General features: G+C 67.1%; 13 protein-coding genes. 6 read left to right on the plus strand and 7 right to left on the minus strand.

Translation table 11 applies throughout. The features are described 5' to 3' along the window. The first annotated feature begins 21 nt into the window (after positions 1 to 21). From smc to RT424_RS01860, 3 genes are all read left to right on the plus strand, one after another. Positions 22 to 3,459 carry a chromosome segregation protein SMC gene (smc, locus tag RT424_RS01850; RefSeq protein ID WP_313434083.1) on the plus strand — a complete coding sequence of 1,146 codons (3,438 nt, stop codon included), beginning with the start codon at positions 22 to 24 and terminating at the stop codon, positions 3,457 to 3,459. A gap of 76 nt (positions 3,460 to 3,535) precedes the next feature. Then, complete coding sequence (locus tag RT424_RS01855) at positions 3,536 to 3,832, plus strand: BrnT family toxin (RefSeq protein ID WP_313434085.1); 297 nt, start codon at positions 3,536 to 3,538, stop codon at positions 3,830 to 3,832. Next, entirely contained in the window at positions 3,795 to 4,076 is a 282-nt protein-coding gene (locus RT424_RS01860; RefSeq protein ID WP_313434087.1) for a BrnA antitoxin family protein, read from the plus strand. The genes RT424_RS01855 and RT424_RS01860 overlap by 38 nt, the downstream gene beginning before the upstream one ends. Before the next feature lie 3 nt (positions 4,077 to 4,079). Here the strand turns inward: RT424_RS01860 and soxR are convergent, their stop codons facing one another. Continuing rightward, complete coding sequence (gene soxR / locus RT424_RS01865; protein WP_313434089.1) at positions 4,080 to 4,520, minus strand: redox-sensitive transcriptional activator SoxR; 441 nt, start codon at positions 4,518 to 4,520, stop codon at positions 4,080 to 4,082. 107 nt (positions 4,521 to 4,627) lie between these two features. Here soxR and RT424_RS01870 point away from each other — a divergent pair, with 107 nt between their 5' ends. Continuing rightward, positions 4,628 to 4,999 carry a VOC family protein gene (locus RT424_RS01870; protein WP_313434090.1) on the plus strand — a complete coding sequence of 124 codons (372 nt, stop codon included), beginning with the start codon at positions 4,628 to 4,630 and terminating at the stop codon, positions 4,997 to 4,999. A gap of 18 nt (positions 5,000 to 5,017) precedes the next feature. On the opposite strand, the gene ubiA is transcribed toward RT424_RS01870, so the two are convergent. Then, positions 5,018 to 5,968: a 4-hydroxybenzoate octaprenyltransferase gene (gene ubiA / locus RT424_RS01875; protein WP_409521420.1), complete on the minus strand. Its 951-nt coding sequence runs from the start codon at positions 5,966 to 5,968 to the stop codon at positions 5,018 to 5,020. Between the two features lie 92 nt (positions 5,969 to 6,060). Here ubiA and RT424_RS01880 point away from each other — a divergent pair, with 92 nt between their 5' ends. Further along, a complete protein-coding gene (locus RT424_RS01880; protein WP_313434094.1) occupies positions 6,061 to 6,804 on the plus strand; it encodes a 16S rRNA (uracil(1498)-N(3))-methyltransferase in 744 nt (247 codons plus the stop codon). 112 nt (positions 6,805 to 6,916) lie between these two features. Next, positions 6,917 to 8,302 carry a glutamate--cysteine ligase gene (locus RT424_RS01885; RefSeq protein WP_313434095.1) on the plus strand — a complete coding sequence of 462 codons (1,386 nt, stop codon included), beginning with the start codon at positions 6,917 to 6,919 and terminating at the stop codon, positions 8,300 to 8,302. Positions 8,303 to 8,371: 69 nt separating this feature from the next. Here the strand turns inward: RT424_RS01885 and RT424_RS01890 are convergent, their stop codons facing one another. From RT424_RS01890 to RT424_RS01910, 5 genes are all read right to left on the minus strand, one after another. After that, the gene (locus RT424_RS01890; protein WP_313434096.1) at positions 8,372 to 9,724 is read right to left on the minus strand and encodes a DUF1295 domain-containing protein; all 1,353 of its coding nucleotides are present in this window, start codon (positions 9,722 to 9,724) and stop codon (positions 8,372 to 8,374) included. 164 nt (positions 9,725 to 9,888) lie between these two features. After that, positions 9,889 to 11,247, minus strand: coding sequence for a PQQ-binding-like beta-propeller repeat protein (locus tag RT424_RS01895; protein WP_313434097.1), 1,359 nt, complete (start codon positions 11,245 to 11,247; stop codon positions 9,889 to 9,891). 2 nt (positions 11,248 to 11,249) lie between these two features. Next, entirely contained in the window at positions 11,250 to 12,041 is a 792-nt protein-coding gene (locus RT424_RS01900; protein ID WP_313434099.1) for a tetratricopeptide repeat protein, read from the minus strand. A gap of 126 nt (positions 12,042 to 12,167) precedes the next feature. Beyond that, a complete protein-coding gene (locus RT424_RS01905; RefSeq protein ID WP_313434101.1) occupies positions 12,168 to 13,310 on the minus strand; it encodes a glycosyltransferase in 1,143 nt (380 codons plus the stop codon). 40 nt (positions 13,311 to 13,350) lie between these two features. Then, positions 13,351 to 14,226 (minus strand): alpha/beta hydrolase, encoded by an 876-nt coding sequence (locus tag RT424_RS01910; RefSeq protein WP_313434172.1) that lies wholly within the window; start codon positions 14,224 to 14,226, stop codon positions 13,351 to 13,353. Positions 14,227 to 14,279: the final 53 nt, after the last annotated feature.

A 14,279-nucleotide genomic window follows, 5' to 3' on the forward strand; every position in this document is an offset into this window, starting at 1 on the left:
TCATGAATTGAACCAGACAAGATGCGCATAAAACGGCTCAAGCTCACCGGTTTCAAGAGTTTCGTGGAGCCTGCGGAATTGCGCATCGAACCGGGGCTGACCGGCGTGGTCGGCCCCAACGGCTGCGGCAAGTCCAACCTGCTCGAAGCGATCCGCTGGGTCATGGGCGAAAGCTCGGCCAAGTCGATGCGCGGCGGCGGGATGGAGGACGTGATTTTCGCGGGCACCGCCACGCGTCCGCCCCGCGCCTTTGCCGAAGTCGTGCTCCAGGCCGATGCCGCCCCCGACTCGCGCGGCGTGCGCGAGGAACTGGAAGTGGTCCGCCGCATCGAACGCGGCGCCGGCAGCGCCTACCGGATCAACGGCAGCGACGTGCGCGCCAAGGACGTCTCGCTGGTCTTCGCCGATGCCGCCACCGGCGCGCATAGCCCCGCGCTCGTCAGCCAGGGCCGCATCGCCGCGGTCATCGCCGCCAAGCCCGCCGAGCGCCGCGCCATGCTGGAAGAGGCGGCGGGCATTGCCGGTCTCCACGTCCGCCGCAAGGACGCCGAACAGAAGTTGCGCGCCACCGAAGCCAATCTCTCCCGCCTCGAAGACCTCATGGCCGGTCTCGACAAGCAGGTCGCGGGCTTGCGCCGCCAGGCCAAAGCCGCCGAACGCTACAAGGCGCTGTCGGACGATATCCGCCTGGCCGAAGCGCGGCTGGTCTTCGCCCGCTGGCGCGACGCCGCCCAGGCCGCCGAAGCGGCGAAAAAGGACGCGCAAGGCGCCGAAACCCGCGTGAGCGAGGCGCAGGACGCCGCGAAGCTGGCGCAGGATGCGCAGGCCAAGGCCGCCGAGGCTCTGGTGGAAGCCCGCGACGAACTCGCCGACCGCCGCGACGATGCCAGCGCGCAGGGCCACCGCATGGCCACGCTCACCAGCCAGCTCGAAGCCGCCGAACAGCGTCTCAGGGATCTGGACCGCCAGAAAACGCGCCTCGACGAGGATCGCGGCGATGCCGACCGCATGACGCGTGACGCCGCCGAGGCCCTTGCCCGGTTGGAACGCGATCTGGCGGAAGGGGCCAGGCAGCTCGAACAGGACGAGGCCCTGCGCCCGCGCCTTGCCAATGCCCTCGAAGGCGCCGAACGCGCTGCCCGCGCCGCCGAACTCGATCTCGCGCAAGCCACCGCCGCACAGGCCGGGGTCGAGGCCGAATGGCGGATCGCGGAAGCCGAACTGACGCAGGCGAAGGGCCGTCTCGACCGGCTCGCCGCCGAAGCGGCCCGGCTCGAAGCCCAGGTCCAGGCGCTGGAGGCTGCGGGCGATCTCGAAAAGGCCGTCAGTGAGGCCCGGACCCGCGCCGAGGAAGCCAGTGCCGCCCTCGCCGCCGCGCGCGAGGGACTGGACGCGCAGCAGGCCCGCAAGGCCGAGCTTCAGGGCGAGCGCGATGCCGCCGCCTCGGCGCTCGCCGCCGCCCGCGCCGACCTGACCGGCATCGAACGCGAACATTCCGCCCTCACCAAGGACCGCGAGGCCCGCGCCAAGGGTGCGAAAGCGGCGCACGGGCTTCCCGTCGCCATCGACGCGGTGCGCGCCGCGCCGGGCTATGAACGCGCTGTCGCCGCCGTCCTCGGCCGCGACGCCAAGGCGACGCTGGGCGAAGTCGCCGGGGCGGACGGCCGGTTCTGGACCGGGGCGCAGGCCCCGGCGGCGGTGAACGACAGCCTCGCAGCCCATGTAACCCAGTGCCCCGCGGAACTCGCGGCGCGCCTCGCCCTTGTCCACGTGCTCGACGAAGACGACGGCCGCGATCTCGGCAAGGGCGAATGGCTGGTCACCCGCGCGGGTGCGCTGCGCCGCTGGGACGGCTTCGTCGCACGCGGCGAAGGCGCTGCCGAGGCGGCCCGGCTCGAAGCCGAAAACCGCTTTGCCGACCTCGAAGCCCAGCTGCCGCCGCTACGAGAAGCGGTCGCCGCCGCCGAAGCGCGGCAGGGCGCAGTTCAGCAGGAACTCTCGGCCCATGCGGCTGCCGTGGTCGCCGCCGAACGCACGATTGCCGAGGCCGCCAATGCCGAACGCGCCGCCTTGCGCGCCGCCGATCAGGCCGAGGATGCCCGCCAGCGCCAGCAGACGCGCCGCGCCGAACTGGACCGCGCCCTCGGCGATCTGGCCGAGCAGCGCCAGACCGCCGAACGCGACATAGCCCTGGCCGAAGGCAAGCGCTCGGCCCTGCCCGATCCCGAAAAGGGCCGCGCCGGGCTGGAAGCCGCGCGTGAAAAGAACGACGCCGCGCGCGCCACGCTACAGATATCGACCGCGACCCTGGCCTCGCACGACCAGGCCCTTGCCGTCGCCCGCGAACGCACGGGATCGCAGCGCGGCGATATCCGCAACTGGCAGTCGCGCGCCGGGGATGCCGCCAACCGCCTCGCGCAGATGGCCGGACGGCTTGAGGAAATCGAGACCGAACGGGCCGTCATCGCCGCCAAGCCCGCCTCGCTGATGGAACAGATCGAGCAGGGCGAAGCGGTGCGCAATCGCATTGCCGAAGAACTCGGCAAGGCGGAGGCCGCCGTCGCTTTCGTCACCGACGCCGCCCGCAAGGCCGATGCCGCGCTCGCCGCCGCGCAGGAAATGCTGGCCAGCGCCCGCGAGAACCGCGCAGGCGCCGCTGCCCGCGCCGAGAACGAGGACGGTCGCCGCGTCGAGATGACCCGCATCTCGGGCGAGCGCTTCCAGTGCCCGCCGCCGGTCCTGCCCGAACGCTTCGCCTTCGCCCCCGCCGAGGTCGGCGCGGCGCAGGACGAGATGGCGGCGATGGAGCGGCTCATGGCCGACCGCGAGCGGATCGGCCCGGTCAACCTCGTCGCCGCCACCGAACTGGCCGAAGCCGAAGCCCAGCTCGGCACCAGCGTGACCGAGAAGGCGGAACTGGCCGAAGCGGTGAACCGCCTGCGCGGCTCGATCGGCAATCTCAACCGCGAAGGCCGCGAACGCCTGCGCGCCGCGTTCGAGGCCGTGGACGGCCACTTCCGCCGCTTGTTCACGCGCCTGTTCCAGGGCGGACAGGCCCACCTCGCGCTCGTCGATTCGGACGATCCGCTGGAAGCGGGGCTGGAGATCTTCGCCCAGCCACCGGGTAAGCGCCTCCAGTCGCTGACGCTGCTTTCGGGTGGCGAGCAAGCCCTTACCGCGGTCGCCCTGATCTTCGCGCTGTTCCTGACCAATCCCGCGCCGATCTGCGTGCTGGACGAAGTCGACGCGCCGCTCGATGACGCCAATATCGAGCGCTTCTGCGACCTGCTCGAAGCGATGACGCAGGAAACCGACACGCGTTACCTGATCGTCACCCACAATGCCGTGACGATGAGCCGCATGCATCGCCTGTTCGGCGTGACCATGGTGGAAAAGGGCGTCTCGCGGCTGGTCAGCGTGGATCTGGTCGGCGCGGAGGAACTGCTGGCAGCGGAATGAGATTGACTCACTGCCTTTTTGTAGTTACATAAATTTCATTGGTGCGGTTTGAAATGCGAAGGCATTCACACCGTCCATGGAAGAATCCAGCGCAGATCCGGTAAGGATCAGCTTCGATCCGAAAAAGCGCGCGAAGATCCTGCTGGAACGCGGCCTCGATCTTGCCGACGCGTATCTCGTCTTTGCAGGGATGCATGTCCAAATCCTGGACGACCGCAAGGACTACGGAGAAATCCGTTATCGCGTCTTCGGCTATCTTCGCGGTCGGCGCGTGTCCCTGGTCTGGACTCCTCGCGAAGGAACACGGCGCATCATAACGATGAGGCATGCACATCATGGCGAACACGAAGCCCGCATCCGAACCCTGGATTGATCCTGATGACGACGATGTCGAATGGACCGATGAGATGTTCGCGCAGGCCGCGGTCTACGAAGGCGAAAAACTGGTCCGCCCGGCCTCTGGAACGCTCAAATCCATCGGCCGCCCGCCTTCCGAAAACCCCAAGAAGCAGGTGACGCTGCGCCTCGATCCCGAGGTCGTCGAGAGATTTCGCGCCACCGGCAAGGGCTGGCAGTCGCGCATCAATGCCGAACTCCGCAAGGCGCTGGGCATCTGATCGTTACTTAAGCACGAAGCGCGGGCCCGGCCCCTGCGCGGCGGCTTCGTCCGCATAGTTGTAGAGCTGGCATTTCCCCAGGCTCAGGCAACCGCAGCCGATGCATTCGTCCAACTTGCGGCGAGTCAGTTCCAGCAGCGCGATCTTCGCGTCGATCGCCTCGCGCATGGAAAGGCTGATGCGTTCCCAGTCCTCCAGCGTCGGCGTGCGCCCTTGCGGCAGGGCGGAAAGCTCTCGCTCGATCTCGGCCAGCCCCAGCCCCAGCTTCTGCGCGATCAGCACGAAGCTGACCCGGCGGATGTCCGAGCGCAGGAAGCGGCGTTGGTTGCCGCTCGATCGCAGCGAGGTGAGCAGGCCCTTTTCCTCGTAGAAACGGATGGCCGAAACCGCCACGCCGGTGCGCCGCGCCAGATAGCCGATGGATATGAAGCGATCCTGGATCACGGATTCTCTGGTTCCCTCCTGGCATTTTGCCCTTGACCTCAAGTTAACTTGAGGTTGCATCAATGCCAAGCCGGCGAACGACCGGCGATATGCAGGAGATACGAAAAATGGCCCAGGGCCGCCTCGAACACGCCAACATCACGGTCAGCGACATCGACCGGAGTTCAACGCTTCTGCAGGATCTGCTCGGCTGGCACGAGCGCTGGCGCGGGCCTGCCATCAATGGCGGCGAGACGATCCATGTGGGCGGCGACTTCAGCTATATCGCCGTCTATACCGACCGGAAGCCGCACGATCGTTTCCCGAAAGGATCGCCGCTCAACCATGTCGGCCTGGTCGTGAGCGATCTCGACGCCGCGGAGCAGGTCGTGATCGATGCCGGGCTGGAACCCTTCAATCACGCCGATTATGCACCCGGGCGGCGGTTCTACTTCTTCGATTGGGACGGGATCGAATTCGAGATGGTCAGCTACGACTGACGCATGGAAGCGCCGGAATCACAGGATTCCGGCGTTGCCCACAACCCAGCATGCCAGTGCCATCACCAACCCAAGATCCCGGTTCGACCGGAAGCGGGCGAGCGCGTTCTCGCCGTTTTCGGTGTCGAGCGTAAAGACCTGGAAGCCGAGATGCAGCGCCACCGGGATGAGTCCCACCAGCGCGACCCAATCCTGCCGCAGGGTCCAGAACGCCAAGGCCCAGAATGCCAGCGCCAGCGCGTAGAAGCCGGCGACGCCGCCGCGTACATGGCTGCCCAGGCGCAAGGCGGAGGAGCGGATCCCGACCACAGCGTCATCCTCCCGATCCTGAAGCGCGTAGATCGTGTCGTAGCCGATGCACCAGAAGATCGATCCTGCGTAGAGCGCAGCCATGACGGCAAGCTGATCTCCGCGAATCTCGACCCAGCCGACCAGAGCGCCCCAGGTGAAGACCATACCCAGCCAGGCCTGCGGCCACCAGGTGATCCGCTTCATGAAAGGATATGCGGCGACCAGCGCCACGCTGCCCAGTGCCGTCAACTGCGCCTGCCACCGCAACTGGAGCAGGACGACCAGCCCGATCGCGCAGAGCGCCAACAACCAGCCCCATGCCGCCTTGGCGCTGACTTGCCCGCTGGCCACCGGCCGGGAAGCCGTGCGCGCCACCTTGCGGTCGAGATCGGCATCGACGATGTCGTTGAGCACGCAGCCCGCGCCGCGCATGGCGATGGAGCCCAGCAGCAGCCACAGGATGAGCCCCCATCGCGATTCGCCGCCCGCCAGCAGCACGCCCCATACACAGGGCCAGAACAGCAGCCACCAGCCGATCGGGCGATCGAAGCGGGCGAGCAGGGCGTAAGGGCGCAGGCTGGACGGCAGCAGCGAGACGAGGCTGCGATGTTCGGTATCCGGGACGAGAAGAGATTCGCTCACGATCGGAGGAGTAGCCGAAAGGCGCGGCGCTGTCATGTTCGAACGTTCCCAGTGCACACGGTGAAGGTTGCATGCGTGCGGGCTTCCGGCGAAAAGGCCAAGCTATCTTTCGGAGATTAAACTAGATCATGGCCGCAACCCCCGCCTGGCCGCCGCGCAGCGCGCCGCGCCTCTTCGTCACGGATTTACTTGTCCTGGGCGGCAGCGTCGTGATCGAGGGTGCCCAGGCCCATTACCTGTCGAAGGTGATGCGAGTCGCCCCGGGAGACGCCGTGATCCTGTGCGACGATGCGACGGGCGAATGGGCCTGCGCGGTCACTGCCGCCGGCAAGCGCGACGTGGCGCTGGAAGTGCGCGAGCGGCTGCGCGAGAAGGAGGCCGTTCCCGACTTCTGGCTCTGCGCGGCGCTGCTGAAGAAGCCGAACTTCGATCTCGTGCTGGAGAAAGCCACCGAACTCGGCGTCGCAAGGATCCAGCCTCTGGTGACGCGGCGCTGCGTGGCGGACAAGCTCAACCCGGAACGGGCGCAGACGATCGTGACCGAGGCGGCCGAGCAATGCGCCCGCACCGCGCTGCCGGAACTGGCGGGGCCGGTGAAGCTGGAAGCACTGCTGCGCGACTGGCCCGAAGACCGCGCGCTGTTCTTCGCGGACGAGACGGGCGGCGCAGCCGCGGCGGAACAATTCGCGGCACATTCCGGACCGGCGGCCTTGCTGGTCGGCCCCGAAGGCGGCTTCGACGAGGGTGAGCGCGCCCTGGTCCGCGCTCACCCGCAGGCCCGCGCGATCACGCTCGGCCCGCGTATCCTGCGCGGGGAGACGGCCAGCATCGGCGCGACAGCCTTGTGGATGGCCGTCGCGGGGGACTGGTGAAGCGCGGCAACCCGGGACGCTGCGCGCAGAAATGCGCCACGTTTCCGGAAAACGAACCGCCCGGTACAAAAAGTTGTAGCGTCCGGACGCGGGCCGCACTACCTCCGCCGCCATGAGCACCCGTGAGGTTTCGGATCGCGAAGATCCGGTGATCGAAAGCCTGGACCAACTCGCCGCGCCGATGGCTGCGGGCGAAAAGCCGCGCGAGGCGTGGCGGATCGGTACCGAGCACGAAAAGTTCGTCTACGACACGGCCGACCACCATGCCCCGTCCTACGCGGAGCAAGGCGGCATCCGCGACCTGCTGATGGCGCTGACCGAGTTCGGATGGGAACCCATCGTCGAGACCGGACCCAATGGCGACAACGTCATCGCCATGAAGGGCAGCGACGGCACGGTCAGCCTGGAACCGGCCGGCCAGCTCGAGCTTTCCGGCGCTCCGCTGGAGAACCTGCACCAGACCTGCGCCGAAACCGGCCGCCACCTCGCCCAGGTGAAGACCATCGGCGACCGCATCGGCAAGGCGTTCCTCGGCCTGGGGATGTGGCCCGACAAGACTCGCGCCGAATTGCCGATCATGCCCAAGGGCCGCTACGACATCATGCTGCGCCACATGCCGCGCGTCGGCACGATGGGCCTCGACATGATGCTGCGCACCTGCACCATCCAGGTCAACCTCGACTATTCGAGCGAGGCGGACATGGTGAAGAAGTTCCGCACCTCGCTGGCGCTCCAGCCGCTGGCCACCGCGCTCTTCGCGAACTCGCCCTTCACCGAAGGCAAGCCCAACGGCTTCCTTTCGTATCGTAGCCATATCTGGTCGGACACCGATCCGGCCCGCACCGGCATGCTGCCCTTCGTGTTCGAGGACGGCTTCGGCTACGAACGCTATGTCGACTACATGCTCGACGTGCCGATGTATTTCGTGTTCCGCGACGGCAAGTATATCGACGCCGCGGGCCATTCCTTCCGCGACTTCCTGAAGGGCGAGCTTGCCGTCCTTCCCGGCGAGAAGCCGCGCCTGTCGGACTGGACGGACCACCTTTCCACCGCCTTCCCGGAAGTGCGCCTCAAGTCCTTCCTCGAAATGCGCGGCGCCGACGGCGGGCCCTGGGGCCGCATCTGCGCCCTGCCCGCTTTCTGGGTAGGCCTGCTCTACGATCAGACCGCGCTCGATGCCGCATGGGATCTGGTCAAGGACTGGGACATGGAAGGCCGCGAGGAACTGCGTGGCGCCGTGCCCCGGCTGGCGCTGGATGCCCCGCTTCCGGGCGGTGGCACGCTCCGCGATATCGCCGGCGAAGTTCTGGACATCTCCCGCTCCGGTCTGGCCGCGCGCAATCGCCTCAACGCGGGCGGCGACAACGAGACCGGCTACCTGGAGCCGCTGGCCGAGATCGTGGCCACCGGCAAGGTTCCGGCGCAGCGCCTGCTCGACCTCTACAACGGCGAGTGGGGCGGCGACCTGTCGAAGGTCTATGCGCTGAAGAGCTTCTGAGTTTTCAGGGAGCGCACGTAAACATTCCGAGGGTCTGGGGGATCATCCCCCAGGACTTTCCTTGTTCCCTTACTCCGCCGCCTGCGCCTCTCGCACACCCGGCCGCAGCCTCTCGCCCAGCCTTCTCAAATTGCGCGTGATCAGGGCGTTCTCCGCCATCCAAGCGTGATAGGCCCGGTACTTGGCGTCCTCTGCCAGCAGGTGCGCCTCCTCGGTGCGCGCGCGCCAGTAGTAGATCGCGCTCACCACCCCAAGCAGCACGGTATTGCGCACCATGTCGGTCAGCGCGTGGCTGGAAACGAGGAACGGCAGCGTCGAGCACCACCAGAACAGGTTCTTCGACAGATAGGCCGGGTGCCGCGTGAAGCGGTAGGGGCCGTTGGTGAGCACGCCGCGATAGGTAAGGTTCGAGAACCGCAGCCCGAAGGCGAAGGTCGCCCAGGCATAGATTGCCGTCAGCGCCACCAGCAGCCCGGCCCAGAGCCACAGCAGCCCGGCGTGCCCCTGCATCCAGAAGCCCCATCCCGGCGTATTGACCTCATAGCCCAGAACGTCCGCGCGGCCCATGGTGCCCCAGACGAAGGGCGGATAGCACATCAACGCCGCTACCCAGCCGGCCAGCAGCGGATTGCCGCTGCGGATGTGGGCATCGAGCGGGCGGAAGGTGAAGATGTAACCGACGGTGCCGATCTGCACGTCGATCAGGAACAGCAGCGCGATGACCGTGGATGCCAGGGGCACCGGATCGTGCGCCATCGCCGCGAAGTTCGCCTCCACCACTTGCGCGAAGCCGCCCGGCAGGATCGAGATCATGAAGGCGCCGAAGAACGCTTTGATCGCCCAGGCGCGGCCGTGCTTCTTCACCGCCTCGCCATCCCAGGCCTCCCGCCCGATCAGCAGCGCACCGAAGTGCCAGGCTTGGTCGCGAGGCTCCACAAGCTTGCGATCGAGCCAGAGAACGTAGGGAATCGATAGCAGGAAGACCGGCAGGGCGGCCGCGCCGATCACTTCCATGGCGAACAGGTACTGACCGTCCCAGTACCAGCGGCCGATGCAGTAGAACGCCCCGATCAGCGCCCAGGTGGCCCAAAGCCCCGCGAGCTTGGTGATCGACAGGTCCAGCGATTCGGCAAACGGGCGGCGCAGGCTCCAGTCGATGCCGGTCGATGAACGGCGGTGCACTTTGTCCACCAGGACGGACCAAAGCGCCATGGCGCCCCCCGTCATGAAGAGCGTGGCGACCGCGGCGTAAGGGCCGCTCATGGGCGCATGGGGGCCCGGCAAGGATAAGAAGTCCGCGATCGCGGCCCAGTTGCGGCAGAGCAGCAACCAGAGGATCAGCGCCACAAGGCCGGACAGGCCCACGCCGGCCGATACGTCGCTTTCGGGCAGGTCTGCGGCGGAACGGGAGGCGTTGGTCATGGCGCCCGACCTAGCGCGAATTGGTTAAGAGCTGCGAAACACCGAACCATGCCGTCGTCCCGGACTTGATCCGGGACCGCTGGCAGTTCTTCAGGCGCTTCCTCGCGAGCAAGGCGCGTCTCGGCCAGCGGTCCCGGATCAGGTCCGGGACGACGGGAGTTTGCTTATCGATACGCGGTGATTCGGCCCGAATCATCCAGCACGTAAAGCGTCTGGTTGGCCACGATCGGCGCGAGCGAGATCGGTTCCTTGAGTTCCACGACGGGCGTGAGCTTGCCGGTGGCCGGATCGACCGTACCGAGTTCGCCGCGCGAGTTGCCGACCCACAGCTTGTTGCCTGCCAGCACCGGACCGACCCAGAAGATCGGGCCCTTGCGCTTCTTCTCGTTGTCGTAGCGCGCAAGCTGCGTCAGCCAGCGGACCTTGCCGGTGCCCCGCGCGATGGCGAGGATTTCGGCATGGTCGTCGAGCGTGAAGACCCAGTCCCCCACCACCGCAGGCGTCGAGATGCCGGCAAGGTTGAGTTCCCAGATGCGCTGGCCGGTGATCAGTTCGTAGGCGGCCATGCGACCGCCCTGGCCCAGCGCGTAGACACGGCCCTGGTCGATGATGGGATCGGCATCGACATCGGTGAGGCTGCCCACCTCGGTCGAGATCGAGGTGCGGGCCAATGCGTCGGACCACACCTGGCGGCCGTTCTCGTAACGATAGGCCACGAGTTCGCCTGAAGAATAGCCCGCGATCACCGTGCCTTGCGCGGCAGCGGGAGCGGCGACGCCGAAGACCCCGGCCTGCGAGAGCGAGGCCGATTCGTTCCACAGCACGTTGCCGTCGCCAGCGTTCAGCGCGAAGATTTGGTTGTCCTGCGTCATGACGTAGACGGCATTGAACCCGATCGTCGGCGATCCGCGCAGCGGGCCGCCCGGCTTCTTGGTCCAGAGCTGGCTGCCGTCGGACGCCTTGAGGGCGGCCACTTCGCCGAGGCCGGTGGTGACGTAGAGGTTGCCGCCGTCATAGCTGACGCCGCCGCCGAAGATCGAATTCTCGTTCTTGCCGGAAACCGAGAAGTTCTTGGTCCAGATCTGCGCGCCGCTCTTGGCGTCGAAGGCATGGACCACGCCTTCGGTGTCCATCACGAAGAGCTTGCCGTCAGCCACGACGGGCGAGGCGGCGAGACGGGCGCGATTGGTCGAACCCGCGATCTGCGCGGTCCAGACCCGCGCCGGGTTGTCGGCCAGGGCGAGGTGCCCGTAGGACTTGGCGCCATTGCCGCCAGCCTGGGCCCAGGCGTCGTTGCTCTGCTGCGGCGGCAGGATCACCGACACGGCTTCGAGCGCGGGATCGACCTTGGCGCCGCTTTCGATGCGCGAGAGGATCGGCACGCGTTCGCCAACGGTGGGCGTCTTCGGTCCCTTGCTGTTCGACTTGCAGCCAGAAAGGCCGGCGACCAGCGCCAGCGCAATCAGCGAAGCGACGCCGACGCGGCGACTGGCACGGGAGAAGTTACGTTCAGTCTCAACCATGTTCATTCTCCGGCGACAGGCGCGGCCTGCGCGCTGGCCTTCTTGTCCAGAGCCTCGCCGCGCTCATCCACCACGTCGTCGATCGCATCGACGCCCAGGACGGCGGCGAGCTGGCGGGCGCGGCTGCGCAGGCCCGGCTCCACTTGCTCGTCCTTGGCGATGGCGGCGAACAGCGGACCGGCCTGGTCCTGCTTGTTCATCTTGATATAGGCCATGCCGACCATCTCGCCGGCAACGCCGAACCAGGGATTCCCCGGCGCGGCATAGGGCTTGAGGCGGGAAACCACGTCTTCGGGCTTCATGCCGTCGAAGTTCGCGGCAACACCGCGCACGGCGGCCAGGTCGCGCAGCGGCTGCGGCGCCTTGGCGTCGCCCGCCACTTCGTCGTAGAGCTTCACCGCATCCGGCAGGCGCTTCTGTTCGACGGCGATGCCGGCCAGCATCAGCTTGGCCGAAGCCGGGCTGCCGCCAGTACCCTTGGCAATGCCTTCCAGCTTGCCCTTGGCGGCATCGAGATTGCCGGCCTTCATGCTGTCGATCGCCTGGACGTAAGCCTCGGCATCTGCATTGCGCTGTTCGTTCTGGCGATGGTTCCAGTAGAGCCAGCCGCCGAAGGCCGCCAGCGCCAGGACCACGGCCGCGATCACGGGCTTGCCGTAGCGGGTGAAGAAGCCTTCCATCTGGTCCTGTCGCAGGGCGTCGTCCACTTCGCGCAGGAAAACATCCTGCTGCGCGGCGAGTCGCTCGGCGGACTTGGGATTGGTCGGCGTGCTGTTGGAAGGAGGCAGAGCCAAGTTTCGGGCGCTTTCTGCGGAAAAATCAGGATGGTTGCCGGGCTGTTTAGCGAATGGCCACGGCTTTTCAACGGGGATGATCGCTGCACCCCATGCCGTGAAGCCTTGCTGAATGATGTCACGGTGTCAAATCAGGCGCTCCCGCCCGAGCGCCCGGCCATACGTCCTGTCATAGGCGCGGAGCATTTCGGCTTCGTCATAGTGGCTTCGTGCCTGGGCCCGGTTGGCGGCACCAAGGCGCGCGCGCAGGGCATCGTCGGCCGCCAGCCGGGCAAGCGTGGCGGCCAGCGCCGCCTCGTCGCCCGGTGGGGTGATGAGGGCGCGGTTTTCCACGGATACCATGCTTGCCACGTCCCCCACGGCGGGTGAGGCGATCGGCAAGGCCGATGCCATCGCCTCCACTACGGAGATCGGAAACTGCTCGCTGTCCGAAGAAAGCGCGAAGACATCGAAAAGCCCGACCGCATGCGAAGGCTCGGCAACGAAGCCCGGCAGATGGACGCGGTCCGCCACGCCGCTGCGCGCCGCCTCGGCGGCGATGGCGTCGCGCTCCGGCCCTTCACCCAGGATCACCAGCCGCCAGGAATCAGGCAGACTTGCGACGGGCAGGGCCGCGAAGGCGCGAACCAGGCGCGGTAGGTTCTTGACCGGCCTAAGCCCCGCCAGCGTGCCGACCCAGCGCTCTCCGGGCTGCTTGACCAGGCCCGGCAACATGTCCGGCCGGGGCCTGTCGAGATAGGCGCTGCAATCGATGCCATTAGTGATGAGCCGCACCCGCTCGCGCGGCTGGCGCCACGCCGTGAGGGCAATCTCCTCCAGCCGCCGCGAGGGCACCACAAGTTGCGAAGCCCGCCTGAGCGCTATTCGCCGGAAGCGGTTGCGGCCCGGCTTGAGGCCTGTCGCCTCGTCTTCGTTGAAGCCGTCCTCGTGGTGGACGAGCGGGGGCAGGCCCAGCAATCCACCAAACAGGCCATGGGCCATGACCGCATCCATCGCCCCCCAGTTGTAGGTGAGTACAAGGTCGAAATCGGCCATGGCCTGGGCGATTTTCCAGAGGCGGCGCGGCGTGGGGCGGCCTTGCAGGCTGGGAAAGTTCTCGGGAAATTCCACCGGCACCCGCGGATCGAGCCGAACGGCCGCGCCGTGGGCACCGGGCTGTGCGGAAACCACGGCATGGGCGATGCGTGGGCCGAAAAGGTTCATCAGCCGTACGGCGCGCAATTCCTTGCCGCCCGCCGCAAAGCTCGAATGAAGGTGGAGAATGCGCATGCCGGTTTCGATCAGGCCAATTTGGATCAGGAGCGCTGGATCAGGCGACTTGCGCCAGCAACCGCTCGATCGCGGCACATGATTCGGGCTCATCCAGCGTTGGCGCGTGCCCAACGCCGTCCAGCGTCACCGCCTCGGCCCCCGGAAGGCGGCGCAACATCTTCTCCAGCGTGGCGGCGGACAGCAGGTCGGACAGCGCCCCACGCAACACCAGTACCGGCCGCCCGGCAAGAGCTTCCCAGGCGGGCCAGAGATCGGGCTGGTCGTCCACATCGTAGCCCAGGAACGGCTCCGCGATCTTCATGTCATAGTCGAAGACCACGCGTCCCGAGTTCGAAAGCGTCATCAGCCGCTTGGCCCGGCCGATCCAGAAATCCAGCGGCTGGCCGGGGTGCGCGTCGCCCTGCGCATCCTCCAGCGCCCGCGCGGCGTGGACCCAGGTGGGATAGCTGCGCCCCTGCCCGACATAGTCCTTGATCCGCCCCACGCCGGCCGGTTCGAGGAACGGCCCGACGTCGTTGATGACGGCAGCGACGATCCGATCCGGGATCATCGTCGCCAGCCCCATCGTCATCAGCCCGCCCAACGAGGTGCCGATGGCGATGAACCGGTCGATCTTCTCCTGCTCAAGCAGCTCCAGCAGATCCTCGCCATATTGAATGGGATTGTAGCTGGCGGAATCGCGCGCATATTCGCTATCCCCGCGTCCCCGCATGTCGGGACAGATCACCCGCCATCGCGGCGAGAGGCGCTCGGCCAGAACGTCGAAATCGCGCGCGTTGCGGGTCAGGCCATGGAGGCAGACGATGGGCGGCCTTTGCGCGCCATCCGTTACGGCGGGTTCGCCCGGATAATCGCGAAAGTGCAGCTTCAGCCCATCCCGGCTCGACCAGAACCGATCCTCGAATACCGTCATGCCGAAGCTGCGACCTCTATCTTGTGGCCCGGCTTGATCGACGGGCATCGGAT

It is taken from the genome of Novosphingobium sp., assembly GCF_032093395.1.
Taxonomy (GTDB): domain Bacteria; phylum Pseudomonadota; class Alphaproteobacteria; order Sphingomonadales; family Sphingomonadaceae; genus Novosphingobium.